The organism is Cupriavidus sp. 2TAF22 (assembly GCF_052115045.1).
GTDB lineage: Bacteria > Pseudomonadota > Gammaproteobacteria > Burkholderiales > Burkholderiaceae > Cupriavidus.
The window spans coordinates 1-26202 of sequence record NZ_JBFRFX010000059.1; the positions used below are offsets into that span (position 1 = coordinate 1).

The window sequence follows — 26202 nt, forward strand, 5'->3', positions numbered from 1 at the left end:
ACCAGGCCACCAGCCAGCGCCTGGACGACCTGAACGACCCGTACCGCCTGTTCCGTTGCCACAGCATCATGAACTGCGTCGACGTCTGCCCGAAGGGGCTGAATCCGACCAAGGCCATCGGCAAGATCAAGGAGCTGATGGTTCGCCGCGCCGTTTGAGGCGTCGCGATGGCGTTGTCAACCTGCCTATCGCGAGACAAGGCATCGCGCCGCTTCTGCAGCAGAATGTCGAGTTCGGCGCCGTGTTCATCGACCGACTGCCACGGCAAGTAGGGCTCTCCGCGCAGCGGGCCATGGGCCGCTCGAGCCCGACAGCAGTCCTCGCCATATCAGAACAACACGGCAATACATCATGAATCTCAAGCGCGTGAATCACCAGACCACGACTGCGCGCGAGCTCTATGACAGCATGTTTGAACTCTATTCCGATCGGATCAATCCCGGCTCGTTGTGGGCGACAGCCCATGCCGCGAAGAACACCCCGATATAAGCAGCACAAACGCATGTGGCGCGATCTCGGGTCACCGAGATCGCAAGCCCATCACGTCATTGAAACTTTCGTAGGGCAGCGTTGATAGGCAAATTGATTCCATGCCTTGAAAAGATTTTAGAGAATGCCTCAGCCCTGAAAGAGACAGGTTTCCCTAGAAAAATACAATCGTGATGAATTCCCAGCACGAAGCCATAGATTTCGAAACCAAGCAGCCTGGTATCTACGTCCGAAGGGATTTCCCCGCACACTACGGCATCGCGTAACTGCACATCAAGACAGTTACGCCATCCATTTACGACAAACCGCATTGTCTCCCCGGTCAGCTCGTCAGTACTTGCGCAGTATTCGGAAGCGGCACGAAGCAGTAGACACCCCCCATCCTTGAGCACGTACTCGCCCAACCACATGTCAATGATTCGTACAAGCCGCTGAATCCCTTTTGGGGTGTTTCGCGTCACGTCATTCGCATCGCGGAGTAAGGCCGAGTAGTATTCCACCAGCACTTCGGAGATAAGGTCTGCTCGCGACTGAAAGCGGTCATACACCATGCTCTTCGAAATGCCTAATTGTGCCGATAGCTCGTTGATCGAGAACTTGCTCAACCCGTGCATCCTCGCCAACTGAGTCGTGACTCGCATCACGTTCTCTCTTGAAGACCGGACAATTGTCCTTCTGTTGCGTAGTGTATCGCTTGGAACGGAAGTCTGAGTCGTCATATTTACCAAATTCTTCCCCCTGGCCCGTGAGCCAGAGGCGTTGTCACAAACATCGACGCGATGAACTGCCTGAGCCTATGCGACCAACCACCAGCCTGGGCAAAAACGTCAAGATCGCTCGCTTCAGCCGAAATCAATCGCCATGATCGGCCCCGACCCGGTTGCAATCTCCACTGCAAGAGCATCCACTTCTGGTAGCAGCTTTTTGAAATAGAAACGTGCCGTGGCGATCTTTGACGCATAAATTGGATCAGAATCATGGCTTTTGGAGAACGCTAGAGCAGCCATACGGGCCCACATCCACCCAAGCCCCACATGACCGACCAGCCGCAAGTACGCGACAGCGACACTCCCTTCAGTATGAGGGTCGATCTTGGATTGCACTGACACATCCTGCGTCGCGTTTCGCAGCAGGTTGATCGCACGGGACAGTGAGTTTGTGAAGTCCCCCATTTCTGGGTCGGCGGCATGCGTTTCAATGAATTCTGTGATGATTTTGAGGAAAATCTCAAGCTTCTTACCGCCATCCATCAGAACCTTACGGCCGAGCAAATCCAAAGCCTGAATGCCGTTCGCACCTTCGTAGAGTGGGATAATTCGCGCATCGCGAAGATACTGCTCAACATGATTGTCAGCGATGTATCCGTGCCCACCAAATACTTGCATTGCAAGACTAGTGCATTCAACGGCGAGGTCGCTGCTGAATGCCTTCACAATCGGAGTTACAAGAGCAGAGAGCTCCGCCGCCTGATGGCGGATTTCGGGGTCTTTGGTGGCATGCTGCGTGTCAGCAAGTTGGCATGCCCACCATCCGAATGCACGTGCTCCCTCGACGTATGCTTTCTGAGTCAGGAGCATACGACGCACATCCGCGTGCTCGATAATTGAGTCTGCGGGGCCCCTTCTAGCCGATTCCTTTGGAGACCTGCCTTGCAAACGATCCTTGGCATAGGCTAGCGCCTTCTGATACGCCGCTTCCATCAGTCCAATTGCATTGACACCGACAAGAAGTCGCGCATGGTTCATCATGACGAACATCGCCGCCAGCCCCTTGTTCACCTCACCCACGAGATATCCGGTCGCACCGTCAAAGTTCATTGTGCACGTGGCATTTGCATGAATCCCCATCTTGTGCTCGAGAGAACCGCAAAAGACCGCGTTGCGCTCTCCCAACTCCCCTTTGGAGGACACCAGGATCTTCGGAACAAGGAAGAGAGAAATGCCCTTGACGCCAAGCGGAGAGTCCGGAAGCCGCGCGAGTACCAGATGGATGATGTTGTCCGTGAGATCGTGCTCACCGCCCGATATAAATATCTTCGTACCCGTGATGGCGAAGGTGCCATCGTCATGCGGAATAGCTCGAGTTCGCAAGAGTCCAAGATCGGTTCCTGCGTGTGGCTCGGTCAAGCACATCGTTCCCGCCCATTCGCCAGATACCAGCTTCGGCAGGTAGAGCTCTTTCTGCGCTGCCGTAGCGTTTGCAGCTAGACAAGTATAGGCCGCCTGTGACATTCCCGGATAAGCTGCCCACGCCATGTTGGCACCGGCGAAGATCTCTAGAACTGCCGCATTCACGGTGTTGGGTAGACCTTGACCGCCATGCTCCGGGTTACATCCCAGCGACGTCCAGCCTGCTTCAATGAACTGCTGATACGCCATTTTGAACCCGTCGGGTGTGGTAACCACACCTGCGGAGGGCATGGAGCATCCCTGGCGGTCCCCAATGTCGTTCAATGGTGCCAGCACTTCTGTCGCGAACAGACCAGCCGCCTCTATCACCTGGTCTATTGTCTCGGAACTCAGGTCATCAGCTTCGGAAAACGCGGGAGGGGTTGTCACATCGAGCAGTTCGTGGAGCACGAACTGATATTCGCGAACTGGAGCGTGATAGGCGTTCATAGCTATTGTTGGCGAGTTGCCGTTTATTTTTGAGAAAGAATGCGAGATTCGATACGATCAGCTGAGCCTACGTACTTTCCCGATCGGGTGCCATGCGAGAGCGCAATTCTCTCCGTAGGATTTTTCCAACCGTGGACTTAGGCAGAGAGTCCGCTAGCGTAATGTGCCGCGGCACCTTATAGGGCGCCAGATGAGCGCGACAGTGTGCTTCCACCTGCTCCGTTGTTAGGTTCACGTCCCCGCGCGGCACGACAAAGAGATGTGGTACTTCTCCAGAGCGTTCATCTGGAACGCCAATGCACGCCGACTCCAAGACATTCGGCATCATTGCCATGACAGACTCAATCTCATTTGGATAAACGTTGAAGCCTGAGACGAGAATCATGTCCTTCTTGCGGTCCACCATTCTCATGAAGCCCTGCTCGTCCATGGTCACGATGTCCCCCGTTTTGAACCAACCGTCGGTAGAAAACGCCTTCTTTGTTTCCTCCTCCCGGTTCCAATAGCCGTTGAAGAGTTGTGGCCCCCTGATAAGAAGCTCACCTGGGGATCCAAGCGAGACATCATCCCCACCCTCGTTCACGATCCGAACATCAGTAGATGGTGCAGGGAGGCCGATCGTTCCACTTCGGCCGGGAGGATTGAATGTAGCGCTGGGTGAAGTCTCGGTCAGACCGTACGCTTCAGTAACGGCGGGCGCGCCGATTGCGCGCCAACGCGTCGCGACGGCTTCATGGATTGACGCCCCTGCACCAATAACCAGCCGAGTCTCGCTGAAGTCGACCGATTGAAGTTCAGGTTCGTTGACCAAGGTATTGAACAAGGTATTGACACCGATGAAAATCTGAAATGGATGCCGCTTCATTTCGGCAATCACAGTAGCGGCATCGCGGGGATTGGGAACTAGACGATTTTCAACACCTAGCGACAGTCCCAGCAGTGCGGTCGCGAGTGGAAAGACGTGGTAGAGAGGCAGCGGTGTAATCATCGATGCCTTCATTCCGGTTAATGCGAACCCAGTCCAAGTCGAAACCTGCGCCAGACTTGCGCAAACGGACTTGTGCGTGAGAATCGCCCCTTTGGATAGACCTGTCGTACCACCGGTGTACTGCAGAATGGCAATGTCTTGAGCCGTCTGAGTGACTTCGACAAGTCGGCTCCTGCCTCCACGCAGGATCGCGTCGGCCAACGCTCTGGCATTCCCTTTGCCGTCGGCTTCGTCTTGCTGGACAGGCTCAGCATCAGTCGCCGCGAGTTCGCCAACAATCGCCCCCAGTCCGACAACAGTCGCTGTTAATACCTGCGCGATGCTGGTTTCGGCCAGTACTTGCTGCAATGACTGCTGCAACTGCTCCGCGACAATAATGCAGGTAGCGCCAGAATCCTGTAGCTGGTACTTAAGTTCCCGTGGCGTATATAGAGGATTGACCGGAACCGCCACCATCCCCGCTCGGAATACGGCTGCCAGGCCGATCATGAACGCAGGACAACTTGGCAGCATCAGGGCTACCCGGTCGCCTTTCTTCAATCCCGACTGTTGGAAGAAGGTAGCAAGCGCCTCGGATAGGAGACCAAGTTCTCTAAAGGTCAGCGACTCTTCCAAGCAAGTGAGCGATGGACGGTCCGCGAACAAGTTGACTACCTGCGCAATCTTTGATCCTAGCGTCGCCTCTTCGTCGATCTCAATCTCAGTTGGCATCTCGGGCGGATAGGATCCATGCCAGCGCTTGGCTTCCATTTCAATGTCTCCTTGATAGTTGTTATACCCCGGTTGAATCCGTGGGCTGTATCGCACAGTGCCTGCCAGGCTGCATGACGAATTCTATCTCGCTTGTCATCTCGTGGACCCCCCTCGAAGGGGAAACGCCACCAGCTGGTTCGACTGTAGGTTAACGTTCGTTTGGTAAACGATCGTAGGTTACGTACAGGAGCATGTCAACAGGTATTCATGGCAGGGAACGCCGCAGGGACCTAGGTCAGGCCTACAAGTACCGCAGCGCGCCGGTGTTGGGCTATGCCAATGCCTGCCGGCGTGGCGGTCGTTTTCCTAAACGATCGTAATGCTATAATTTCCACACATTGACTCATTCATGGTGAACGGAATGCGGTACTCAAGCACTCACAAGCAGGAGACACGAGAGAAGATTCTGAACAGCAGCCGAGCGATAGCCAAGACGGGCGGATTCGATTCAACAGGCGTCGATGCCTTGATGAAGGCGATTGGGCTCACCGGCGGCGCTTTCTATAGTCATTTCGATTCGAAGGCGGAGTTGTTTGCTGCTGTTATCGAGCAAGAGCTTTCCAACAGCACGGAAATGCTTGCGGGCAAAGAGACAGATGAAGATCATTTTGTGAAACGTATCCGCAGTTACTTGAGCAGTTCTCATGTGCTGCATCCAGAAACAGGCTGCGCCCTACCGACCTTGGGACCAGAGATTGCGAGGGCCGACGCCTCAGTCCGCAGCTCCGTAGAGCAAAGTGCAAGAAAGCTGCAGAGCAGTTGGAAGAATCGCCTGGATGATTCTGATGCAGCCTGGGCTTTGCTAGCGCAGTGCGTGGGCGCCATCTTGCTCGCACGAGTGGTTGAATCAGACAGGACTAGACAGCAGATTCTCGCGTCTAGCCGCCGCTTCCTTGGGCGGTCCATCGAGCAACTCGAACCGCTCACCAAGACTTAACACAACGCAAAGGTTAGCAAAGGTCGCTTGAAGTTAGCAGCCCTGCAGGATCATTTTGTTAGGGCCTCTAAGGAGCGCAGCCGTCGGCTGAGCATGTTCGGCGCGATGCCTAGCGACCTTTCGAACTGATTGTAGTGTCTCCCGCCCTGTAATACCTCGCGCAAAATTAGTAGCACCCAGCGTTCGCCTGAAACTTCATCGCGCGATCAGCCGCACTCTCGTATAAAGGCTTTCGACGTTTTTCAATGATGAAGACATGGCGGAGAACATAGCATTTGGTTGCAGGCACAGCATCTGCGGACGCCCTGGCTAGGAATTGAAGTGCGACCGACTAATCCCACAGCGAACGGCGTCCAGACGCGATGATGTACGTTTAACTAACCGCGACGATCTGACAGGAGCCGCGCGAGGCGATGCGCAATCAACTGTTCGGCCTCATCCATAATCCGATCGATCAAGGCCTGTACGGTCGGGACATCTCGAATCAGGCCCGCCACCATGCCGCAACTCCAGGCACCCGCGTCCATGTCCCCATCGACCATGACCCTGGGATAAACTCCAGCTACCTGTTCGTAGATATCATCGATTTGCAGTTTCCCCCCCTTTTCCCGCTCGATGTCCAGGATCCGCTCGACGCCCGCGTTGCTTAAGACTCGCTCCGTATTGCGCAGCGGGCGCATAACAAGGCGAGTATCAAGTTCTGATGCGCTGACAATGGCCTGCTTGACGTTTTCATGTACTGGCGCTTCCTTTGTAGCGACGAACCGGGTTCCCATATTCATACCATCGGCGCCAAGCGCTAGCGCCGCGACAAGACTGCGTGCGTCCGCCATGCCGCCTGATGCCACAAAGGGAATCTTTAGTTCATCCGCGGCTCTGGGCAACAGGATCATGTTGGGCACATCGTCTTCCCCTGGATGTCCACCGCACTCGAAGCCATCGACGCTAACCGCGTCACAGCCAATCTGCTCAGCCTTCAGCGCATGCCGCACAGAAGTGCACTTGTGAATAACCTTGATACCGGCTGCCTTGAGCAAAGGCATGAATTCTTGCGGGCTGCGACCGGCGGTCTCGACAATGCGCACGCCCCCTTCGCGGATCGCGGCGATATATTCTGCATAGGGCGGCGCGGCGAAAGTAGGCAGGAACGTCAGATTCACGCCAAACGGCTTGTCGGTCATGGCAGCGCAGCGCGCAATTTCGCGTGCCAGTAGCTCCGGCGTCTTTTGTGTCAGAGCGGTAATGATTCCGAGACCGCCGGCATTCGAAACTGCGGACGCCATCTCGGCGAGTCCGACATAGTGCATACCGCCCTGAATGATTGGATGTCGGATGCCAAACATCTCGGTAATACGAGTCTTCATAATGTTCACGTGTTCAGTCTTAGAAATGCAATGGTGTCGGCTTCTTTCGCTACGCGCATGCGGGGTTGGACAGGAACCGCCCCAACACTACCGGTATCACTGAAACAAAGTGCCGCCTTCGGCGTGCTCGAGTCGCCTGCCCGGCACTGTCATCAGGCGAGAGGACGGTTGTCGTTGTAGGAGGCACGAAGCTCGCGCTTTAGCACCTTACCAATCGGACTGCGGGGCAATGAATCGACGATAACGAGGTCCGCCAGGCGCTGCATCTTGCCGATGCGCTCATTGGCCCAAGCCTGCAATCCCTCGCCCAACTGTTGCGCCCCGGCGCGCAGAGTGACAAAGGCGACAGGAGTCTCGCCCCACCGTTCCGACGGCACGCCAATAACTGCCGCCTCGGAAACATTAGGGTGATTCACAAGCACCTGCTCCAGGTCGCTTGGATAGATGTTGAAGCCACCAGAAATAATCATGTCCTTTCGTCGGTCCATTAGCACGAGAAAGCCGTCCTCATCAAAACGGCCAACGTCACCTGTGCGAATGAACCGGCGGCCCTCGCTGTCGTACCACTCTGCTTCAGCCGTCTTTTCGGGCTGCTTGTAGTAGCCGGTCATCATGGCAGGCGAGCGGCCCACGAGTTCGCCAACCTCGCCAAGCTCGAGTTCGCGGCCTTCCGAATCGATAATGCGCACTTCGTCACCGGAGATTGGCCTTCCGACGGTGTGGAGCTTATCGGGATATTCATGCGCTCGCAGTTCGAATGTCGCCCCGCCCTCCGTCATACCGTAAAACTCCGTGAGCTCGCCTGGCCAGCGTCGCAGGATATCTGCCTTGAGCGCCGCGGAAAAAGGAGCACTGGTGCAGAAGCGGTTGTGCAGCGAGGAAAGATCGTAGCGATCGAAGTCCGGATCCTCCAGCAAGCGCTTGTACTGCACCGGTACCAGCATGGTATGCGTGGCACGGCAACGTTGAGCAAGCTCGAGATATTGGGATGCATCGAACTTCGGCATCAAGATGACTGTGCCTCCCAGTGCTAGCGTCGGGATAAAGCTAACCAGCGTGGTGTTGGAGTACAGCGGTGTGGAGATCATCGTGACCGCATCGGGTCCGTAGCCGCGCTCTGCGCTGCGCACGGTGTAAGCGTGGCGCATTGCGTGCGACTGTACGATTCCCTTGGGCGTGCCAGTGGTGCCGGACGAGTAGATGATGTTGAAGGCCCATTCCGGCTGGATGTCAACAGGCCACGACGCGCTGCCCTTAGGGGCGAGCCACGCGTCGTACTCCTGGGTGTCGACTCGGATGAAGCGGATTCCCGTCGGCAGCTTTGCCATCGCCAGTACCTGTTCGACGGGCCCATCAATAAAGACAATGCGCGCCCCGGAATTGGCGATCATGCTTGCGAGGCTATCAGGGTGCGCATCAGGCGATAGCGGCGCCACCGAGGCCCCCGCGCGCAGGCTACCAAAGAAGACGGCGGCATAGCGGACGGAGCTCTTTGCGCAGATAGCGATGGTGTCCTGCGGGACGATGCTATCGCGTTGCAGTGACGCGGCGCAGCGGCCAACGATGGCGTCGAACGCGGCAAAACTGACCGTCTCTCCCTCACAGATGATGGCCGGATGCTCTCCACACGCAGCGGCGCATTGGTGAATCATGTCCGGCAGGCTCGTAAAAGCCGTAACGACAGACCGCGGCAGCAAATCCTGAGATTGCATCTGCGTAGGATTGGGGAATTCGTTCATAGTCTCCAGATCTCGTGTGTAGTAAATCCGCGGGAATATTCGACGGGCGCATCGCACCGCGGCTCAGCATTGAAGCGGGCGATGAATCCGCGACTAGACCTCTGGCTTGTAACCAAGCCTGCGAATGAATTCGCCCCACCTCTCCCGATCCTGGCCGAGTTGCTTTGTGAGACTGTCCACATCCCCTAAATCGGGTGGCAGCAGCCGTAACTGCTCGAATCTTTCGCCGAATACTGGCGCGTTCAGCACCCCTTTCACAAGCGCATTGACGTGAACAGCCAGCTCCCTGTCCATTCCTCGTGGGGCGTACAGGTCAAAGCTAACGGCAAGTTGCTCCATGCCCTGGTATCCCAATTCCCTGAACGTCGGAACTCCTGGTGCAAGCTTGGTCCTTGCTGGGCTGCTGATCGCCATAGCTCGCAATCTCCCTTTTTCGACGTACGGCATCACGGTCGACATCACGTCGAACATGACCTGAACTTGCCCGCCGAGTAGATCCTGGAGAGCCGGAGCCGAACCCTTGTAGCCAATATGCCGCATGTCGACTCCGGCCAACTGATTGAATAACAGGCCAGCTAAGTGCGATGATGTGCCGGGGCCGACAGAGGCGAAGTTCGTCTTCCCTGGATTGGCCTTCATCCAAGTGACCAGCCCAGCGAGATCTGTGGCGGGAACCGAAGGGTGCATGTACATGACGCCTGGCGTGCGAGCAATCTGCGCCACAGGCGTGAAATCTTGAACTGGGTCGTATGGTGTCTTGATCGTATATGGAACCAGCGTTAGCGCGTCACTGAGTGTCAGCAAGAGTGTGTAGCCGTCCGGCGCTGCATGAGCGACAGCGCTTGAGCCGACAATCGTCGAACCTCCAGGCTTGTTGTCGACTACGACAACCTGCCCCGTTGCCTTCGTGAGCTCTTGGCCCAACGCACGCGCGAGATTGTCGGTCGCCCCTCCCGCGGGAAACGGCACTACCACGCGGATAATCTTGTTCGGGTACTTCTTTGCTTCCTGCGCAAGAGCTAGATGGCTTGCAAATGTCGTGCCTCCGAACCATGCTGCACCTACAGCCGCCAAGAACGATCGACGTTCCATATGTTGTCTCCTCTTCCGCTGCGATATCACCATCATCATGGTTGCGCGGTTTTTTATTTGTACCTGCCTTTTTTCGTACTCATCTATTTCTTGCGTGCTTTCGTCTTTTGAATCTCCTCCTCAACGTCCCGCAACTGATCTTTTCCGAAGAACATTTCATCACCGACGAAGAATGTTGGCGAGCCAAACGCGCCGCGGGAAAAGGAGTTCTCGGTGTTTTCTAGCAAAATCTGTTTGACTTCGGAATCTGCGATGCGCTCCTGAAATCCCTTACCGTCCAAACCGACAGCATCGAGCGCCGTAGCGATGACGGCCGGATCATCCATTTTCAACCCTTGCTCCCACATATTCTCGAAGACGACATTCACGTAGGACATAAAGGTGTCGTTCTTTTGGGCGGCCACGGCGCCACGCATTATCTGCAAGGTATTGATAGGCCAAAAGGGGTTATGTTGGAACGCCGTCAGACCGTGCCTGGCGACAAAGCGTTGCATCTCCAGCTCCGCATACTCCGGCTTGTTCTTGATTCCCCCAAAGGCTTCGGCTGGCGATCGGTTTCCTGTTAGTCTGAAAATTCCGCCAAGTAGCACCGGAACATACTCAAACTCGACATCTTGACGTGCCTCAATAGCCGGAATGACCTTGTGGCTAAGATAGGAATTTGGACTACCGAAATCAAAGTGGAACTGGACACGTGGGGCACTCATGATGTCTCCTGGACAACGAGCATAGTGAAGTCTGTGTGAAATGTAGCGACGGCCCGCAGGCCGTGCGTGTGTGGCTCGACGCCGGTGCAAGAGGGTGGTCAGCTTCTCCGAGAGTGCCATGATGTCTGAGAACATTCAGACAGTACCGATATCAGGTGTTGGTCGGCCGACCGTGTGGCTTCGAACCGCTCCCTCGCGTCGCCTGCCGAACGCGCCTCAATCGTAATGACACCGGCTAGCTCAACGGCCGAGTTCAATACGAATAGGGAAAACTTCTTTGCGTCGTCGTGTGATGCATTCTGGTCTTTAGACGTCATATATTTCATGAAGATTTCCGGATGGATTTCTGCTTGTGCCAGCGGACTTTTTGCAAATCGCCTTGAGCAATTCTGCCGTTGCACCACGCCGATTAACGCTCTACGCCACTTCGAACAGTCCCGCAGCACCCATCCCGCCGCCGATGCACATGGTGACAACCACATACTTTTCACTACGCCTTTTGGCTTCGATCAATGCATGAGCAACAAGCCTCGCCCCCGTCATACCGTATGGATGACCGATTGAAATGCCACCACCATTGACGTTGAGGCGCTCCGGATCGATATCAAGACGATCCCGACAGTAGATGACTTGGCTTGCAAACGCTTCATTCAGCTCCCACAGTCCAATATCCCCTACCTTCAGGCCATGGCGCTCCAAGAGCTTGGGGACCGCGAAGACTGGGCCAATCCCCATCTCCTCTGGCGCACAGCCAGCGACTGCAATGCCGCGATAAATTCCCAAAGGCTGCAAACCACGGCGCTCAGCCAAGCGGCGTTCCATCAGGATGGAGGCGGACGCACCGTCAGATAGTTGACTGGCATTGCCACCGGTAACTACGCCACCGTCAATTGCAGTCCTAAGCGTTCCCAATGCTTCCACCGTTGTGCCGGGACGGTTTCCTTCATCTCGATCAAGTGTCACCTCACGGAAACTGATCTCCCCCGTGTCCTTGTCCTGGATGGCCATCGAAGTCCTGATTGGCACGATCTCATCCGCAAAAAGCCCCCTCTCCTGAGCAAAGGCAGTACGCCGCTGCGACTCTGCTGCGTAGACATCCTGGGCCTCCCGCGAAATGCCGTACTTACGGGCTACGAATTCGGCCGTCTGCAGCATAGGCATATATGCGTGGGGAACTCGTTCCGTCAAAGCCGGATCAGCGGCACTAGCCATCCATTCGACAAAGCGGTCCTGCACCAGCGAGATGCTCTCTTGCCCGCCTGCGGCAACTACATCCATACCGTCCGCCATAATCTGCTTGGCCGCCGTGGCCACGGCCATCAAGCCAGAGGCGCACTGGCGGTCAATGGTCTGTCCAGCGACGCTGATTGGCAATCCGCCGGCCAGAGCACCAAGGCGGCCAAGATTCATCCCCGCTGTACCTCCAGGCATCGATGTACCGACAACGACGTCCTCGATCTCTTCCGGCGCTACTCCTGCGCGTTGAACCGCATGCGCAAGAACGTGGCCGATTAGGGAAGGCGATTTCGTGTTGTTCAGGGAACCCTTATAAGCACGACCGATCCCGGTCCGCGCCGTAGAAACAATGACTGCTTCGCGCACACTACGCTCCTAATGATGACAATATGGGCAGACACAAGTCGCCGCTCTATTGATCCGTATAGACGAAGGGGCACCGACTTTCGGTCGTCCGGGACTTCCTCTCGCTGGCAATCTGAGCCGACATGCAGGATCAATAGCAGAAGACGACAAGCTGATTTGATTACCAGTTTTCGATCCAGGGACGCAGGTCCAACTCGAATGTCCAGGCATCACGCGGCTGAGAATGGAGGTACCAATAGTTCTCTGCGATATGCTCCGGGTTCAGGATGCCATCTTGGTCTTTCAATGCATAACGGTCAGGGAAAGTCGAGCGAATGAACTCGGTGTCGATAGCGCCATCGACCACAATATGTGCGACGTGAATATTCTTGGGCCCGAGTTCGCGCGCCATGCTTTGTGCAAGCGCGCGTAGAGCATGCTTCGCACCTGAAAAAGCAGCGTAATTCTCTTTACCTCGCAGCCCTGCAGTCGCACCCGTAAAGAGAATGGTGCCCCGTTGTCGCCTGACCATGCGTCGGGCCACTTCCCGGGCATTCAGGAAACCTGAAAAGCAGGCCATTTCCCAGATCTTGAAGTACTTGCGCGCGGTCTCCTCAAGGATTGAACTAGGCACATTGGCTCCGATGTTGAAGACGAGCACTTCGATTGGTCCAATCTCAGACTCGATCTTTTCGATAAGTGCCACAACCTCATCTTCCTTGCGCGCATCCGTGCCAAAGGCGTAGGCCGTACCCCCTGTACTCCGAATCGACTCGACCAACGGCTCGAGCTTATCCGCAGAACGGCGGGTTACGCAGGCAACCATGCCTTCCGCGGCGAAACGTCGGGCAATCGCTCCACCTGTCGAGTCGCCCGCTCCGATTACGAGCGCTACCTTCTGCTCTTTTGCATCCATCCTGTCGCCCTCCTTTATTGATGAACTATCGTTTAGTTAACGGACGATAGTTCATCACGAGGACAGCGTCAAGAGCAACATACCCGCATGAACCCGCTGCTGCGATCGACTCGCGTCGACCATTCATCCGTGCAGTTACTGAGGACGCATTACGCGGGTGGCGGGGAGGATACCCTTCCCCATTACAGAGACCGCCTTCGCGGTGGATATGCGAGGAGCCGATCCTCGAATTGAGTGCGTACGGACGCCCGCCGGACTCTTCTAACGCGGCCTGCATAGGGCAGCTCCACGGGTGGCATGGACCGTATCCGGCACAGATTGTTGCGCAATGTGCCTATGAGCTACTCAACGGTAGCTACGGTACTTGTCTTGCAAGCTGACCAGTCATATTATACAAAGGTTGATTGAAGGACGGACGGCATGGGATCAGGGCCTGGTACGCCGACCCAAGGAAATTTGTCGCCACGATGCTGACGCTATGCGCGAGGGAAGATTCGCATCTGACGGGACAGGCCGTGGCCGTTGACGGCGGGATCTCGGCACTGTGATCGCACGCCAACGAGGAAATGCTCGTGGGTTTTGCACAGCCCCCAAAGTTTTGAACTCAACCACCGCGCGCCGGCGTTCATGGACGACGGGAGAAGATCTTGGAGAGCAAGGCGTGTTATGGATAGCGATAACGGTTACGTCTGGCACTACACAATAGGGACGCTCCTCGTCGCTATTGCGCACTCGAGGCGGCTGATGCCGGCAGTTACGCACGCGACAGCACCGCGTTCGGGCGACGAAATACTGTGGTTCTCACGCAATCAGCAGTGGGACCCGTCCGCCTTGGCTGACAACAGATTGAGTGGAGCGAAGCAATTGCTTTCGCGTGCCGCGCTACATGCGCGGTTTGGCCTGTACCGCTTTGGCTTGCCTGAGGGGGACATACGCCTGCTGCCGTGGCCGACGGTGACACGTGTGGCCGATATCGATGTGCGCGAGGCCATGGAGATGGTCGCCAGCGGCCTGCGTTGCGGCGCGGCCCCCACCGACTGGGTCGGCGCGCTGACAGCGATTCCGCTCCGTGACCTTCACCTCGAAAGATGGACCGGCGCCGCCTGGATGCCGGCAGCCCTCGATGAACTTTTGGCCAAGGTAGCCTGACGAAGGTTTACGCGTCCAGCGAGTTTGACCGGTAGCCCTCAGAACCCTCGACGATACCAGCCACAAGCATTTCACCCGGGGATCTCGCCTTGCCCGATGCAACTGGAGCATTTCTGATCCACGCGTCTGTCTGCTGCGGGTTGCACAATCACCGCAATCTGATGCGGCCCGCCGAAGACTCTGACAGTCGACAGCGCGATCGACGTGATGTGCCCTCCGATCCGGCTACACTTGTCACTACGCCGGCCCGGCCCATGTAGGACCGTGAAATTCCCCAAGACGTATAGCGGTCGGATCGCTGATTGATTCGCCGCACAGCAAATTCTGATCGCTAACGACGTTCTTAACGCCTGCGACCTGCAGGAAAGACCCGGCATCTTTCACCGTGGCCGGCTGTTGCGTGCCTCCTTGGAAGGGCTGCAGAAATAGCGCCGACGCGTTCGCACGAGTCGCTCTGGAAAACCCTCCGGCACAATCGGCCTTCGAGCAGACCTGGCACGACGGCTTCACTCGTTCGCTCGCAATCCGAGCGCGGCAGGTGCGCGATCTTGCTTAGACGCTGACATTACCGGCGGCGAGTAGAGAAGCCCGATCCGGTGGCGAGGACTAGCATGAGTTCGTATTCCTGCCGTCCTTGGCTCTCAATTCGGAGCTATGGCGCGCACGGTCATATTGTTCTTGTCATCCTCTCCAACGCCCTCTTTCTCGGTCGTCAGCGAGAGCTGTTCTACCGGATAACCGTGATGTTCCCAAGCATCAAGGCCGCCTTTCAACGCACGCACGTGCCGAAATCCCTTTCGACGCATTTGTTGCGAAATCGTCTTCGCCGTTGCTTCGTTAGGGCAAACGCAATAGACCACAAGATCACGTTCGAGTAGCGCCTGATCGACTTTCTCGGGTGAAGCCAAGTCAATTGGTATTGCGCCCGGGATGCCGTGTGGTTCTGCATGGCGCACCGCTTGTGGGCGAGCATCGAGAATGACAGGCGGACGCTCTGACCGCATCATCTCATCAAGCTGATGAGGTGTAATCCGAATATGCGCGAGCCAGCGACGGAAACGTAGCCGCTGAATCCATCGGTATGCCACAAACAACGCCGCGACAGCAAGGAGAACTTCGGCAACAGTTACGCCCTGCGCACTCACCAGGGACATCATCCTGGTCAACTGTGAACCAAATAGCGTTCCTCCAGCGAGCCACACCCCTGACCACATCGCGCCGCCAGCGATGTCCCACGAGAGAAAAACTCTTCGGTCAATCTTGGTGGTACCAAGGAGCGGAGACGCGATAAGTCCAAGACCAGGGACGAACTTCGCTACAAGCAGCAGTGGTGCCCCATAACGCTCGAACCAGGCGGTGGCCTTCCGTAGGCTCGAGTCCAGCGATAGAGATACTCGGACTAACCGTGCGAGGAGACGCCGACCATACAGCCGTCCAAGCGCAAACCATAGTCCATCCGAAATGAGAACAGCGGTGACCGCGGCCAAGAATACTGAACCGAAGGAGACGAAACCAGCCGCTACCTGAGAGCCAGCTAGGAGAAGCATCGGTGCCGCGGGAACCGGCGCGCCAAGTTGGGTCACCAGGACGCTGAGAAATACTACCCACGTTCCCCATTCGGAGATTAAGGCTGGGGAGAAAAATGTCATCAACAATCGACTCCGCTTACTATTGACGGTCGACCATGTCGCAAGTAGCGCACGCGTCGATGCGTCGCATTGTCACACAAGCGAGGAGATCCTGCGTCGCACGGGGAAAAGTGATAGCCCTCCAGTTCCTCCCTCGATACAAACATGAATCTATACGACCCCGGAGATCGAACCGATGCACACGAAATTCTGCCCTTGAAAACTAAGATGACCGGTCATATACTGTCGGTTTGGGGAAGGTTCGATCACGTTCTTCAAAATTTTGACTCGCAAGGAGAAGTTCCGGAATCTTGTGCGGCGTATTGGATTGCCGAAGTTTCAATTAGAGGCTGAGAGATGAATCGTAGAAATGTGCTGAAGCTGGGTGCACTGTGCCTTATGCCCGCGCTACCCCTTATCGCTAGTGCGGAAAGCGCGAGCGGTCTGAGTTACCAAGTGTTCACTGCCACCCGTCTGGGTCTCAATAGGGACATTCCGCCGGGAAAAGAATCCCTTATGTGGGTTGCTAACTCTTCCACGCTGATTTCTGGGAAGAGCGATGCTGTACTGGTCGACACGTTCCTGACCATAGCGCAAAACGAGGAATTAGCAGACAAGATTGCGAGCACGGGCAAGACGCTCCGAACCATCTACGTCACCCATGCGCATGGTGATCACTTCCTAGGACTGAAAGTCCTCCTTAACCGCTTTCCTGATGCGAAGGCGTTAGCGACACCGGAAGCGGTAGCCAGCATGCGTATTCAGACTGCTCCGGAGACGTTCGATGGCATGTGGCGCAAACTCTTTCCGGGACAGGTTCCGGACGTCATTGCGATTTGCGATCCTATGGAGGGCGACACGATCGAACTAGAGGGGGAGAAGCTTTCCGTTGTCAGAGTTGGCCATACGGATACGGACAATTCAACCTGCCTACACGTCCCCTCGATCGGTTTGGTCGTTGCAGGGGACGCCGTCTACAACGGCATTCACCCCTACTTGAGCGAGTCGACCCGGCGCGACCAACTCCAGTGGATAGCCGCGCTGGACAAGATCGATGCGTTGAACCCTAAATTTGTGGTCGCTGGCCATAAGGTTCCAACCCAAGACGACAGCCCTCGCAATATTGAAGAGACACGTAGGTACATTCGCGACTTCATCCGACTGGATGAATCTACGACATCGGCCCGCGAGCTATACGATCAAATGCTTACGCTCTATCCCGACCGTGCGAATCCAGGGTCCCTATGGAGTGCGGCACGGGCTGCAAAGACCCAAAGTAAATAGGAACCTCCTGAACCCTCTAAAGATAGCAGAGCGTTGGTAGCCCAATGATTCCGGCAGCAGACCGTGCACACCTGTCGGGTTACCGGCGCGGCACCGGCCTTGATCGGGGCCACCTCGCGCCGTCGGCCGACTTCCCCGACCAGGCCTCGCAAGCCGAGAGCTTCAGTCACGCCAACGTCGTGCCGCAGTCGTCGGTCAGCAATCGGAGGCTGTGGAATCATATCGAGACGTCGACCCGCCGCATGGTGCGCGACTACGGCCAGGCATTCGTTGTGACCGGCCTGGCGTTCGATGCCGCGCTATCCGCACGTCTGGACGACCGAGTCGCCATCCCCACTTATCTGTGGAAGGCAGTCTACGTGCCCGGTGTCGGCGCTGCGGCCTATGCGGCACGAAACGACGCGACTCCGTGGTACGCCGTCGTGAGCATCGCCGAGATGGCCAACCTCGCCGACGTCGATCCTTTCCCGCGCCTCGACGGGGCATACCTGGTGACGCCGATGACGCTGCTTGCACCGACGCCGCGTCCGGGCGAGATGGCGGGCCGCAAGGTCAGCCTCGCCACGCTCACATCCGTTGCTATTGAACTGTCTGAGGCCCCTGAGGCCCAGGACGCTCGGCATCCTGTCCTCCGGTCCGGTTCCCTGCCCTTCATTCGGGCCGTCTTCGCCCGCGGCTAATTCAGGAGAACGACATGGAACGCCTCAAGCAAATCATCCATACCATCCGCACCGACGAGGAGGCCCGCTCTGGCGCCATTTTCGTCATCGCCCTCATCCTGTTCTTATGCTGGTGGGGCGCGACCGGTCACTGGGATGACTCCCCGTACCTGCCGTCCTTCCTGCGGTGATCGCCCGCTGCGGGCTCGCCGCCGGACCAACTCGCGGCGAGTCAAGCCGGAACACAAGGGGACCCCGAGCACATGAGTCCACCCTATTGGCGGAAAGACGCGTGTTTCTTGCGTCTTTCGAGGGACATTCCAGCGCCTAGGTCCGCGCCAAGACGCTAATGCAGGACCACCCGAATAATCGGCAACCTGCTCTCTTCGGTCACGGACAACAATACCGCCGGGTCACGCACGGCACGCAGCGTGCCCTCGACGTCAGCCTGCAATAGCCACGCAGAGAGCAACCCACCAAGCGCTGTGAAATCCAAGTTTCGGCCCGGCGGATCACAACCGATGAGTGCAAAGGCCTGCCCGGTCTCGTCGTTATCGGCCAAGCTCACCCCGATCTCTCTTAGACGCTCGATCGCTGATGCCGCCGGCCCGTATTCGATGACGCATTTTGCCAAGTCACTCAGAAAGATCCTCACGGTTTCGCCCGGCGCCCGCCGCAAGTGGGTCAGCTCCAAGCAAGGATCTTCCGCTAAAAACACCTGCACATCGAGCGTCCATCCCGCTGGGTCATCCGGCATCCAACGCAAATCGACCACCAGCATGCCCCACTCGGTGCGCAGGCCTCGACGGCGCCTCTGCGCCTCGTCCAATACGTCCGGATAGGTCAACGCCTCGGCGCGCGCCACCGCAATGACGTACTCGGGCAAAGCCACCAACGGCCACGCTGCCAACGCCTCGGGGTCCACCCCGCGTCTCAAGATATCGCAAAGCTCTTGCGTCGTGTACACGCGATCTTCGTACTGCTGCACTTCCAACATGACTGACTCCTGTTTAGCTCTCGCCGATCGCCGCGATCTTTCCCAATAGCCGGTAAAGCGCCTGCCGTGAGATACCAAGCACTTGYGCGGCCTTCGCTTTATTGCCCTCGACGGCGAGGAGCGCAGACTGCGCCTGCTCGGCTGTGACCCGCGGCTTCTCCTGACGCGCCATCGCGGTGAAGGTCGACAGGTAAGCGCTAGATTTCGACGGCTTGCTGTGCCCAGCCGCCTCGACGACCGCCAAGATCGCCTGACGGTGCGCCTCGATGTCTGGTGCAGACCCGCCCTTGATCGGCGCATCCACGCCGGTCAACGTCTTGTAGAACTCTTGCAAATACTGATGTCGCAGCCCATGACTAGTCACACCGAGCCCTTTCTTGCAAATCCCGTACTTTCGAAGCACGTTGTTGTAGTGACCCCGCCACTGTTTGATCGAATAGCACGACGGTGTCGTTGATCCGCTCATCGGATCCACCAGGGCGGCCGCCTCCTCCAGAACCGCCAGCCGCAACTGCACGGGCACCTCGCGTTTGCGGCCGCCCTTCGTCCCATCTACCACCCGTAGCGTGTCCAGATTGCGAAGTGCCGTGCGGATCTTCAGCGAATAGCTCTCCTCGATGCGCAAGCCGAATGCCGCTTGCAGCTTGAGTTGCACCGCCACGCGTGGGTGCTCGGCTCCAATCTCCGCAATCTTGGCCACGGCGTCGATACCGTTGCCCTCCCAGGACTTGTCCGTCATCGTCACGTAGCTACGCACCAGCCCGTGCTCCTCGCGGTCGGCGTAGTCCCCCAAGGTGCGGATCAGGTTGTGTTTCCCGATCCACTGACTGAACGCCTTCAGGTGTGACAGCTTGTTCTCGATCGTCCCGCCTGACTGTTTCTGCGACAACCAGTAGTCCACCAGCGTCTGCACATGCTTGTGCCTCAGCGAATGCGGGCTCTCGACGTGGAACCCGCACGCGTGCAGTTCCACGAATGAGCGGCACACCGTGTACATTCGCCGCTCCTGCGTCTTGATCGAAGCATTCTTGTGGCTGATCCGTGTCTGGCTCAGGATCTTCCTCACGTTCCCAATCACCGCCACCTCGATTTCGGCCTTCAAGCGCGTCGGCAGGTTATACCTTGCCAGAAGGCCGCGCACATCAAGCACTGTTGACTGCCGCATTCGAAATTCCTCTCATTTTGCGTTGTCCTGCACGCCCGACCCGTCCCTGCGTCCCCCGTGACGCGTGGTGCATAGCCGTCTCTGGCGCTTGCTGTATTGCCGTTTTCCGTCGGCTACGGTCCTGCCTTCCGATCCTTTAGCGATCCCCTTGCTGGTCGGCCCCACACGTGGAAGTGCGTGTCATGACCGTCCCGTTCCCTCCCCGCCAGTCGCGCTGCGCGCAGTCCGGCCATGAGGGTTCGGGCTACTCGGTTGTCGGGATCGCTCCCGCCATGTACGTCAACCAGTGCTTGCGCACCAGCCGTCGCCACCCGTGTAACTCTCGTTGCGCTGTTTCTTTAGACGGTCGCGCTCACCGTGCTCGTATCGTTCCAGAGAGTTCATGACCTTGCGCCATGCAATCCCCCGCCCCCCAGGTGACGACATCTGGACCGCCGTGTATCGGGCCCGCAGTGTTCGTCTACCCCGCATCTCGCTGTCAGGCGTGTTCAGGTTAAGGAGGCAGCAAATGTGTCCGAGTGTCCGGTCTACACATGTCCTCATCACGTCCAAGTCTTCCAGACAACCCGCAAAGCCATATGGCATTGCAGTGTCCGGTGTCCTCAGTGTCAGCCAGTCTGTGTTTGTGGCGAAAGAAAAAAATGCCGCGACAGTGTGCGGCTCGGACAGCGTGGCGACCGACAACCCCTTTCAGGGCGGCTTCGGTGCTTGGGATGGCCGCCAACGTGGCGGTAGGTCGATGCGTCGGGGACGCGAGAAGTACGACAAGGATAGCCGGCCAGGCGCAGCTGTGCAAGCCGGAGAGGCCGCGAATCGTGCGTGAAATTCGTGACGTTACGTCGGCTTGACTTTGTTTCTTTGGCGGTAGAGTTGGTCTGTCGATGTGCCACGTAGAGGGACTTGGTCAAAGCTGAACCGAGCAAGTCCGATCAGATCAGGGGAAGTGGGACTACGAGCAACCACCCTGGTTTGTCTTGCTCGGTCCAAGTCCGCCCTAGTGGCACTTCGAGCCATCAATACCCGATAGGCACTCACCAAGGAGTATCCGCTCATGAAAGTTTCGACCGTCGCAATCGATGTCGGCTATGGCAACACGAAGTCCGCATTCCCGCTCGGCTCTGACGTCGCCACCAGCATGTTTCCGTCGCTGGCGCCGCTAGCTGCGACCTCTTCGTTGACGCCGCATAGCGGCTCCATCCTACGTGCCCGGAATGTCGTCGACGTGGTCGTCGACGGGGCGCGATACGAGGTCGGGCCGGAGGTATCCATCAGCGCCGCATACGGGAACACTGGCCGGTCATTGTCCGAAGACTTTGTCACGACCCCGAACTACGCTGCGCTGCTGGGCGGGTCCTTGCGCTATTCGAACGCCACCGAGATTGACCGCCTGGTGCTGGGACTTCCCGTGCACAACACCCAGAAGTACGCCGGCTACCTGAAGGACCGCTTCAGTGGTGAACTCGACTTCGGCTGGGGTCCGATCCGGGTGCACAACGTGCTGCCGCTGCCTCAGCCTATCGGAACATTGGTCACATTCATCCAGCAGTGCGCCAAGCAGTACGACCCCGACAACGCCTATCTCGTGATTGACGTCGGCTATTTCACGACCGACTGGGTGGTCGCACGCGGCTATACGATGGACGACACCCGCAGCGGTGGCGTGCCAGGCGGTGCATCTCGTATCTATCAGCAGGTGGCGAGGCTCATCTCGCAGGCCGAGGGCGCAGCGGTGGACAGCATCGAGCGGATCGACAAGGCAATCCGCGAGGCTAAGCCGATGCTCTTCTATCGCAAGGATCTGGATCTGCGCCCCTTCGTTGACGAAGCCATTGCGGTTGCGCAGCAGTCCGTGATGGAAGTTCAAACGCGTGTCGGTCGCACCGAGGATATTCGCGCCATCATCCTGACCGGAGGCGGAGCGAGCTTGTACGCGCCAACGATTCAAGCGGCGTTTCCGCACAACGACATTCATGTAATGGATGCGCCCTGCTTTGCCAATGTTCGGGGCTTCCATACGATCGGCTCTGCACGCCATGTGTCGAAGTCTTCCTGAGCCGGCAGGACATGGACAAGCTGCAGATAACGATCACGCTGTCCCCCGAAGCTGCACCCGACCTGTTGGCCTATCTGCGAAAGATACCCGGCGCTCGCGAGCGTGCCTTTGTATTTCGACTGCTCGCGCAGCACGGGTTGAGGGCGCTTGGCGGCGCGGGTCCCGTGGGATTGCTACCAGCACCTGAAAACGCGCCGACCAGGACGCCCCTCCCAGCGGGGGGCGCCATCCCAACAGATAGCAATGTCGATATCAGGGAACACAGGCTAGAAACGAACTCTCCGCTCATGCCAGTCCCGACTAGCCCGTCCATCGCGGCGCCGCAAGGTGGTGCGTCGTCAGTGGATACGACGGATGCCTTCACCATTCTGGACGTTGGCGCGCTGAACGATGCGATGGCCAGATTTGGATGAAGCCAACAACACATTAGCGATCACGTATGCAAAGCCTCCAAATGCAGATCACATTGACCCAATACACGACGCCCCGCTTGCTGGCCTACCTCAATGAGATTCCCACGGCGAAGGACCGCGTCTTCGTGCTGAAGATGCTGGCCGAGAGAGCGGTTGAGGCGGGCATCGGCCTGCGTGGCCCTGAGCCTGCCCTCTCACCGCGACCGGCGGAACCAACGACGGCCAGAATGAAGACGGCACCAAAGACGACACCGAAGAAGGTGACACCCAAGACTTCTTCGAAGAAGCCAACATCCCGAGTCGCAACCACCCGCACGGCCCATACGCCGAGCCCGAGTAGGCGGCGACCCGCCTCCGGAGACAGAAAGGCGAGCAACTAGAGGCATCTGCCAGAACGCTATGCGCGACCATCTAACCTACGTCCACACGGTTGCGCGAACAATGCACGAATAGGAGTGGGTCCCGACCCCCTTGACTCCCGAAGGGGGCGGGTACAGTAGAACCAACCGCAACGAACCAAGATAGGTCGACATACACCATGACGGAATACGAACTCTTCCGCTTTTTCAAGTTTCTGCTGGCATTTGGCATCTGCTGGGCCCTGTGGGAATGCGCACTGACTCTATTCGTGGCGGTGCGCCGCCGTTGAAATAGGTTTAACTTGATGGGCACGCGTGCGTCTTAGACGCACCGATTCGGGCCTGGCCACACTTGGTCCGCAGGTGTCTCACCTTCCTTTCGGCGGCGCTCTTACTTGGTGCATGGGCATCACGTAAGCGCGTTGGCGCCTCAAGGATTCCTTGCTCTGCTGAGCATCGAATAATCGCCCGACCGATCGCCATGAAGACGCCACAGACTACTGAATGGGACGCCACATAGATGACCATCAGCGTGAAGAACAAGCGGACGGGAGAGCGAAGGAGATTGGACAAGGATTCCAAGGTCTTCCTCTGAGGGAAAAAGATAATGGGATTTCCCGACAATAACGACAATCTCGGGGCCGACCCTGAAGCGGGCTATCTACCAAGTGGCGACGCGGTGACGAACATTCGTCTGGCTACCACCGATCGCTACAAGGACAAGACTAGTGGCGAGATGAAGGAAGCCACCGAGTGGCATCGCATCTCGTTCTTCGGCAAGCTCGCGGAGATTGCGGGCGAGTACCTGAAGAAGGGGTCTTCGGTCTATATCGAGGGTCGCATTTGCACCCGCAAATGGACAGACCGGTCCGGTGTGTAAAAGTACAGCACCGAGATCGTTGCCGATCAGATGCAGATGCTTGGCAACCGCCAGGGTGGCGGTGCCAGTGACAATGATGGCTACGGCCAACAGCCGTCGCGTTAGTCGCAAGGCCAGCAGCCCGGCAGCCAGGTACAAGGACAGCGGGGCGCACTGCAGCGCGAGAGTGCGCCGCCGCGTCAGCAGCCTCCCGCTTCGGGCAGCTCATCCCGACTCCCTCTCGCGGTTCGCCATGCTGAAAAGACCCTCTGACTCGGCCAGGCTCGGCCGGGGTGCCGTTTGAGCAAGCGATTTCCCCCGCCTGTCTCAGGCATCGACCAACCATTCCGACCGGAGTCCCATTGGGAAAGCTCCGATAGCCCGAAAGCGCACCAAAAATCGGCGCCTTTCCGGGATTTCCAGTCCTACGCGTAGGACTGGCGGGCTCGGCGGTCGCGCGTCGCACCTGGCTGCCCCCTCCGACGCACAGCTACGGGCTCCTGCCCGCGTCGACGCGCGCGACTATGAGTGTGCGGCTACCCGGCAGACCGTTCGGCTGATCCGGCAGATCTCGCCCGCCGGCAAGGTACGCGTGCTCATCACCAATCTGCTCGACATGCAGCGCTATCCGGCGCCCACCTTCCGCGATCTCAACCATCAACGCTGGCGCCTCAAGCACCGCATGGCACCCGAACATCTATCCGGCCTGTCACAGTTGGCCGCTAGGCAGGACTTCGGCGCCAAAATCCTCAGCGACAACCTGCACGCTCTATGCTGCCTTAGCGCCGCGCAGGAACACGAAATCGACTCGGACCGTCGCATCAACCGAACCTTCGCCATCACCGCTCCCAAACCTGTCCTGTCAGCGGCGCTGCTCGGCTTGCGCAGGGCCAAGGCCGCTCTGAAGGAGACCTTGCGCGTCGCGCAGGGTGGTGCGCACTCAAGAAATCGGTTCTGGCTGGGACGAATTGCGCGCTCAAGCGTGCGAGGATGCTTGGCGACCGAAAACGAATTGGCCCAAGTACCATGCCAGCTCTGAGTTGGCCAGGATGATTTCTTCGGACACGGATGAGGGCTCCAACTTCATCCGTCTCAACACAAGCTTGCCCTCACGCGAAGCCAGCCATGCGCGGACAAACTCCAATCGCGCTTTGGTATCCAATGCCCCGAAGTGTTCGCGTCCCTGTTGCGATTCTTCGTTCATGCGCGTGCGGGTCTCGACTTCACGTGAGGCAACACTGCGCTCCACGCTTGTCTTGACAGCAATCTTCACTGCTTCTTTTTGTTCTTTCTCCACGAGCAGATCAGTCTGAACCTGAACCATCGTCCGCTCGGCGTCCGACATCCGCCAGTTGTCGCGCAGCGCTTTCATCAAATAACCAGCGGGACTCTTCTTCACCTGACCGCGATTGAGCTTGAACCGCGTGTACTCGATCGCCTGCAGGATGCGATCATCGCTCCATGTCTCGCGGTTCTCGGAGATCTCGCTGAATTGCCGTGTTGAGAGGTTGAACTCTTCCTTCAGGATCTTATAGATCTGGCTGGCGTCCGATAGACTCGCCATGACAGCGTCGGCCGTGTCCTTGCGTTTCAGAATGAAGCGAATCCGGTCGACCTTCTTCGATGACGTGGACTCGGTCTTGGTCTCATAGGAGAGCTCGATATCCGAGATCTCATTGATTTCGCGGACCGCCGGCTCCAGCCAATCGCGCTTGAAGTATTTGAAGATGGTTGCATTCGCGCCCATCTTGCCAGGCCAGGTCCGCATCTCATCGAGCTTGATCCAGTCTGTACGTCCGCCAGGCACGCTTGGCAGGACTTTGTCATAGATGGCCCGTGCGAGACTCCTGGTAAAAGCCGTTGATATACGAAGGCTCAGCCAGTGAGACTTGCGGGGATCTCGAATGTGTGGGATCAAGCTGTGATGCACATCGAAGCGGATGCGGCCACGGTGCATCGCTACCATGCCGATGAGCTGGACCTGGATCCAGATATCGTCCTCATCAGGCTCCTGGCCCGACGGTGTATTCGTTACCCGAACTTTGGCGTTCTGGGCTTCATCGGCGACGGTACGTAGATGTTTCAGGTTGCGACTGTCATAGCGCATCAACCACTTGAAGTAGTTCAGCTCGACATCGTACTGGTCACGAATTTCCGGCTCTTGTGCAACGATGAAATACGCGGCGTCCAGGAACCGTCGCGCCGCCAGCCCCATGTTGACAATTTCCGTGAAGAAATTGTTTCGCTGATAGCCGATTTCACGGTTTGCCTCGTTGATAGGCATCCCGAGGTCGAACATGTCCTCGAACAATGCCAGTGCCATTTGGCGAGGTGTCGTCCTCGCATTGACCTCCACCGGATTGTCCGTCGCCATACTGGTCTTCTCGCTCGTTTGGTGCTCGACGGACTCTAGCATGTGATGGTGAGGTCCTGTCAACACAACAAACCTCAC

Annotated in this window: 22 protein-coding genes and 4 pseudogenes; 11 read left to right on the plus strand and 15 right to left on the minus strand. The window is 57.5% G+C overall.

Going from position 1 to position 26202, the window contains the following annotated elements:
- Positions 1 to 158 (plus strand): annotated as a pseudogene (gene sdhB, locus AB4Z48_RS36770) (succinate dehydrogenase iron-sulfur subunit); the annotation flags it as partial.
- 40 nt (positions 159 to 198) lie between these two features.
- Here the strand turns inward: sdhB and AB4Z48_RS36775 are convergent.
- Positions 199 to 286, minus strand: a pseudogene (locus AB4Z48_RS36775) (IS6 family transposase); the annotation flags it as partial.
- A 65-nt stretch (positions 287 to 351) separates the two neighbouring features.
- Here AB4Z48_RS36775 and AB4Z48_RS36780 point away from each other — a divergent pair.
- Entirely contained in the window at positions 352 to 489 is a 138-nt protein-coding gene (locus AB4Z48_RS36780; RefSeq protein WP_441623232.1) for a hypothetical protein, read from the plus strand.
- Between the two features lie 56 nt (positions 490 to 545).
- Here the strand turns inward: AB4Z48_RS36780 and AB4Z48_RS36785 are convergent, their stop codons facing one another.
- The 3 genes from AB4Z48_RS36785 to AB4Z48_RS36795 all read right to left on the minus strand — a co-directional run bounded on the left by AB4Z48_RS36785 (position 546) and on the right by AB4Z48_RS36795 (position 4845).
- Complete coding sequence (locus AB4Z48_RS36785) at positions 546 to 1208, minus strand: TetR/AcrR family transcriptional regulator (protein WP_441623234.1); 663 nt, start codon at positions 1206 to 1208, stop codon at positions 546 to 548.
- A gap of 123 nt (positions 1209 to 1331) precedes the next feature.
- Positions 1332 to 3107 (minus strand): acyl-CoA dehydrogenase C-terminal domain-containing protein, encoded by a 1776-nt coding sequence (locus AB4Z48_RS36790; RefSeq protein ID WP_441623236.1) that lies wholly within the window; start codon positions 3105 to 3107, stop codon positions 1332 to 1334.
- Between the two features lie 67 nt (positions 3108 to 3174).
- Positions 3175 to 4845, minus strand: a complete 1671-nt coding sequence (locus AB4Z48_RS36795; RefSeq protein WP_441623238.1) for an AMP-binding protein — start codon at positions 4843 to 4845, stop codon at positions 3175 to 3177.
- Between the two features lie 352 nt (positions 4846 to 5197).
- On the opposite strand from AB4Z48_RS36795, the gene AB4Z48_RS36800 reads away from it, so the two are divergent.
- Positions 5198 to 5785 carry a TetR/AcrR family transcriptional regulator gene (locus AB4Z48_RS36800; protein WP_441623240.1) on the plus strand — a complete coding sequence of 196 codons (588 nt, stop codon included), beginning with the start codon at positions 5198 to 5200 and terminating at the stop codon, positions 5783 to 5785.
- Positions 5786 to 5835: 50 nt separating this feature from the next.
- Here AB4Z48_RS36800 and AB4Z48_RS36805 read toward each other — a convergent pair whose 3' ends face one another.
- From AB4Z48_RS36805 to AB4Z48_RS36835, 7 genes are all read right to left on the minus strand, one after another.
- Positions 5836 to 5961, minus strand: a complete 126-nt coding sequence (locus AB4Z48_RS36805; protein ID WP_441623242.1) for a winged helix-turn-helix transcriptional regulator — start codon at positions 5959 to 5961, stop codon at positions 5836 to 5838.
- A 201-nt stretch (positions 5962 to 6162) separates the two neighbouring features.
- The gene (locus AB4Z48_RS36810; protein WP_441623244.1) at positions 6163 to 7149 is read right to left on the minus strand and encodes an NAD(P)H-dependent flavin oxidoreductase; all 987 of its coding nucleotides are present in this window, start codon (positions 7147 to 7149) and stop codon (positions 6163 to 6165) included.
- 152 nt (positions 7150 to 7301) lie between these two features.
- A complete protein-coding gene (locus tag AB4Z48_RS36815) occupies positions 7302 to 8888 on the minus strand; it encodes a class I adenylate-forming enzyme family protein (RefSeq protein WP_441623246.1) in 1587 nt (528 codons plus the stop codon).
- Between the two features lie 93 nt (positions 8889 to 8981).
- Positions 8982 to 9980, minus strand: a complete 999-nt coding sequence (locus tag AB4Z48_RS36820; RefSeq protein ID WP_441623248.1) for a Bug family tripartite tricarboxylate transporter substrate binding protein — start codon at positions 9978 to 9980, stop codon at positions 8982 to 8984.
- Between the two features lie 83 nt (positions 9981 to 10063).
- Entirely contained in the window at positions 10064 to 10687 is a 624-nt protein-coding gene (locus AB4Z48_RS36825; protein WP_441623250.1) for a 2-hydroxychromene-2-carboxylate isomerase, read from the minus strand.
- Positions 10688 to 11104: 417 nt separating this feature from the next.
- Entirely contained in the window at positions 11105 to 12289 is a 1185-nt protein-coding gene (locus AB4Z48_RS36830; protein WP_441623252.1) for an acetyl-CoA C-acyltransferase, read from the minus strand.
- Between the two features lie 160 nt (positions 12290 to 12449).
- Positions 12450 to 13184, minus strand: coding sequence for an SDR family oxidoreductase (locus tag AB4Z48_RS36835; RefSeq protein WP_441623254.1), 735 nt, complete (start codon positions 13182 to 13184; stop codon positions 12450 to 12452).
- A 446-nt stretch (positions 13185 to 13630) separates the two neighbouring features.
- On the opposite strand from AB4Z48_RS36835, the pseudogene AB4Z48_RS36840 reads away from it, so the two are divergent.
- Positions 13631 to 13732: pseudogene (locus AB4Z48_RS36840) on the plus strand (SDR family NAD(P)-dependent oxidoreductase); the annotation flags it as partial.
- Between the two features lie 118 nt (positions 13733 to 13850).
- Positions 13851 to 14333, plus strand: a complete 483-nt coding sequence (locus AB4Z48_RS36845) for a hypothetical protein (RefSeq protein WP_441623255.1) — start codon at positions 13851 to 13853, stop codon at positions 14331 to 14333.
- Between the two features lie 641 nt (positions 14334 to 14974).
- Here AB4Z48_RS36845 and AB4Z48_RS36850 read toward each other — a convergent pair.
- Positions 14975 to 15982 carry a DedA family protein/thiosulfate sulfurtransferase GlpE gene (locus AB4Z48_RS36850; protein WP_441623257.1) on the minus strand — a complete coding sequence of 336 codons (1008 nt, stop codon included), beginning with the start codon at positions 15980 to 15982 and terminating at the stop codon, positions 14975 to 14977.
- Between the two features lie 435 nt (positions 15983 to 16417).
- Here AB4Z48_RS36850 and AB4Z48_RS36855 point away from each other — a divergent pair, with 435 nt between their 5' ends.
- The 3 genes from AB4Z48_RS36855 to AB4Z48_RS36865 are packed head-to-tail and all read left to right on the plus strand — an operon-like array spanning position 16418 to position 18095.
- Complete coding sequence (locus AB4Z48_RS36855) at positions 16418 to 17245, plus strand: MBL fold metallo-hydrolase (protein WP_441623259.1); 828 nt, start codon at positions 16418 to 16420, stop codon at positions 17243 to 17245.
- A gap of 44 nt (positions 17246 to 17289) precedes the next feature.
- The gene (locus tag AB4Z48_RS36860) at positions 17290 to 17925 is read left to right on the plus strand and encodes a DNA/RNA non-specific endonuclease (protein WP_441623260.1); all 636 of its coding nucleotides are present in this window, start codon (positions 17290 to 17292) and stop codon (positions 17923 to 17925) included.
- A 14-nt stretch (positions 17926 to 17939) separates the two neighbouring features.
- Positions 17940 to 18095, plus strand: coding sequence for a hypothetical protein (locus tag AB4Z48_RS36865; protein ID WP_441623262.1), 156 nt, complete (start codon positions 17940 to 17942; stop codon positions 18093 to 18095).
- A gap of 155 nt (positions 18096 to 18250) precedes the next feature.
- On the opposite strand, the gene AB4Z48_RS36870 is transcribed toward AB4Z48_RS36865, so the two are convergent.
- Together AB4Z48_RS36870 and AB4Z48_RS36875 are read right to left on the minus strand one after the other, a co-directional pair.
- The gene (locus tag AB4Z48_RS36870; protein WP_441623264.1) at positions 18251 to 18901 is read right to left on the minus strand and encodes a hypothetical protein; all 651 of its coding nucleotides are present in this window, start codon (positions 18899 to 18901) and stop codon (positions 18251 to 18253) included.
- Positions 18902 to 18914: 13 nt separating this feature from the next.
- Entirely contained in the window at positions 18915 to 20066 is a 1152-nt protein-coding gene (locus tag AB4Z48_RS36875) for an integrase domain-containing protein (protein WP_441623265.1), read from the minus strand.
- 1051 nt (positions 20067 to 21117) lie between these two features.
- On the opposite strand from AB4Z48_RS36875, the gene AB4Z48_RS36880 reads away from it, so the two are divergent.
- From AB4Z48_RS36880 to AB4Z48_RS36890, 3 genes and pseudogenes are all read left to right on the plus strand, one after another.
- Complete coding sequence (locus AB4Z48_RS36880; RefSeq protein ID WP_441623267.1) at positions 21118 to 22119, plus strand: PRTRC system protein D; 1002 nt, start codon at positions 21118 to 21120, stop codon at positions 22117 to 22119.
- Positions 22120 to 23498: 1379 nt separating this feature from the next.
- Positions 23499 to 23858: pseudogene (ssb, locus tag AB4Z48_RS36885) on the plus strand (single-stranded DNA-binding protein); the annotation flags it as partial.
- Between the two features lie 484 nt (positions 23859 to 24342).
- Positions 24343 to 24789, plus strand: coding sequence for a hypothetical protein (locus tag AB4Z48_RS36890; RefSeq protein ID WP_441623269.1), 447 nt, complete (start codon positions 24343 to 24345; stop codon positions 24787 to 24789).
- Here the strand turns inward: AB4Z48_RS36890 and AB4Z48_RS36895 are convergent.
- Positions 24727 to 26124 carry a replication initiation protein gene (locus AB4Z48_RS36895; RefSeq protein WP_441623274.1) on the minus strand — a complete coding sequence of 466 codons (1398 nt, stop codon included), beginning with the start codon at positions 26122 to 26124 and terminating at the stop codon, positions 24727 to 24729. The two genes, AB4Z48_RS36890 and AB4Z48_RS36895, sit on opposite strands and share 63 nt — an antisense overlap.
- Positions 26125 to 26202: the final 78 nt, after the last annotated feature.

Bases quoted from the DNA above. Each gene is read 5' to 3' on its own strand.
- AB4Z48_RS36780 (WP_441623232.1), top strand. From the start codon at position 352: ATGAATCTCAAGCGCGTGAATCACCAGACCACGACTGCGCGCGAGCTC.
- AB4Z48_RS36785 (WP_441623234.1), bottom strand. From the start codon at position 1,208: ATGACGACTCAGACTTCCGTTCCAAGCGATACACTACGCAACAGAAGG.
- AB4Z48_RS36790 (WP_441623236.1), bottom strand. From the start codon at position 3,107: ATGAACGCCTATCACGCTCCAGTTCGCGAATATCAGTTCGTGCTCCAC.
- AB4Z48_RS36795 (WP_441623238.1), bottom strand. From the start codon at position 4,845: ATGGAAGCCAAGCGCTGGCATGGATCCTATCCGCCCGAGATGCCAACT.
- AB4Z48_RS36800 (WP_441623240.1), top strand. From the start codon at position 5,198: ATGGTGAACGGAATGCGGTACTCAAGCACTCACAAGCAGGAGACACGA.
- AB4Z48_RS36810 (WP_441623244.1), bottom strand. From the start codon at position 7,149: ATGAAGACTCGTATTACCGAGATGTTTGGCATCCGACATCCAATCATT.
- AB4Z48_RS36815 (WP_441623246.1), bottom strand. From the start codon at position 8,888: ATGAACGAATTCCCCAATCCTACGCAGATGCAATCTCAGGATTTGCTG.
- AB4Z48_RS36820 (WP_441623248.1), bottom strand. From the start codon at position 9,980: ATGGAACGTCGATCGTTCTTGGCGGCTGTAGGTGCAGCATGGTTCGGA.
- AB4Z48_RS36825 (WP_441623250.1), bottom strand. From the start codon at position 10,687: ATGAGTGCCCCACGTGTCCAGTTCCACTTTGATTTCGGTAGTCCAAAT.
- AB4Z48_RS36835 (WP_441623254.1), bottom strand. From the start codon at position 13,184: ATGGATGCAAAAGAGCAGAAGGTAGCGCTCGTAATCGGAGCGGGCGAC.
- AB4Z48_RS36845 (WP_441623255.1), top strand. From the start codon at position 13,851: ATGGATAGCGATAACGGTTACGTCTGGCACTACACAATAGGGACGCTC.
- AB4Z48_RS36850 (WP_441623257.1), bottom strand. From the start codon at position 15,982: ATGACATTTTTCTCCCCAGCCTTAATCTCCGAATGGGGAACGTGGGTA.
- AB4Z48_RS36860 (WP_441623260.1), top strand. From the start codon at position 17,290: ATGATTCCGGCAGCAGACCGTGCACACCTGTCGGGTTACCGGCGCGGC.
- AB4Z48_RS36865 (WP_441623262.1), top strand. From the start codon at position 17,940: ATGGAACGCCTCAAGCAAATCATCCATACCATCCGCACCGACGAGGAG.
- AB4Z48_RS36870 (WP_441623264.1), bottom strand. From the start codon at position 18,901: ATGTTGGAAGTGCAGCAGTACGAAGATCGCGTGTACACGACGCAAGAG.
- AB4Z48_RS36880 (WP_441623267.1), top strand. From the start codon at position 21,118: ATGAAAGTTTCGACCGTCGCAATCGATGTCGGCTATGGCAACACGAAG.
- AB4Z48_RS36895 (WP_441623274.1), bottom strand. From the start codon at position 26,124: ATGGCGACGGACAATCCGGTGGAGGTCAATGCGAGGACGACACCTCGC.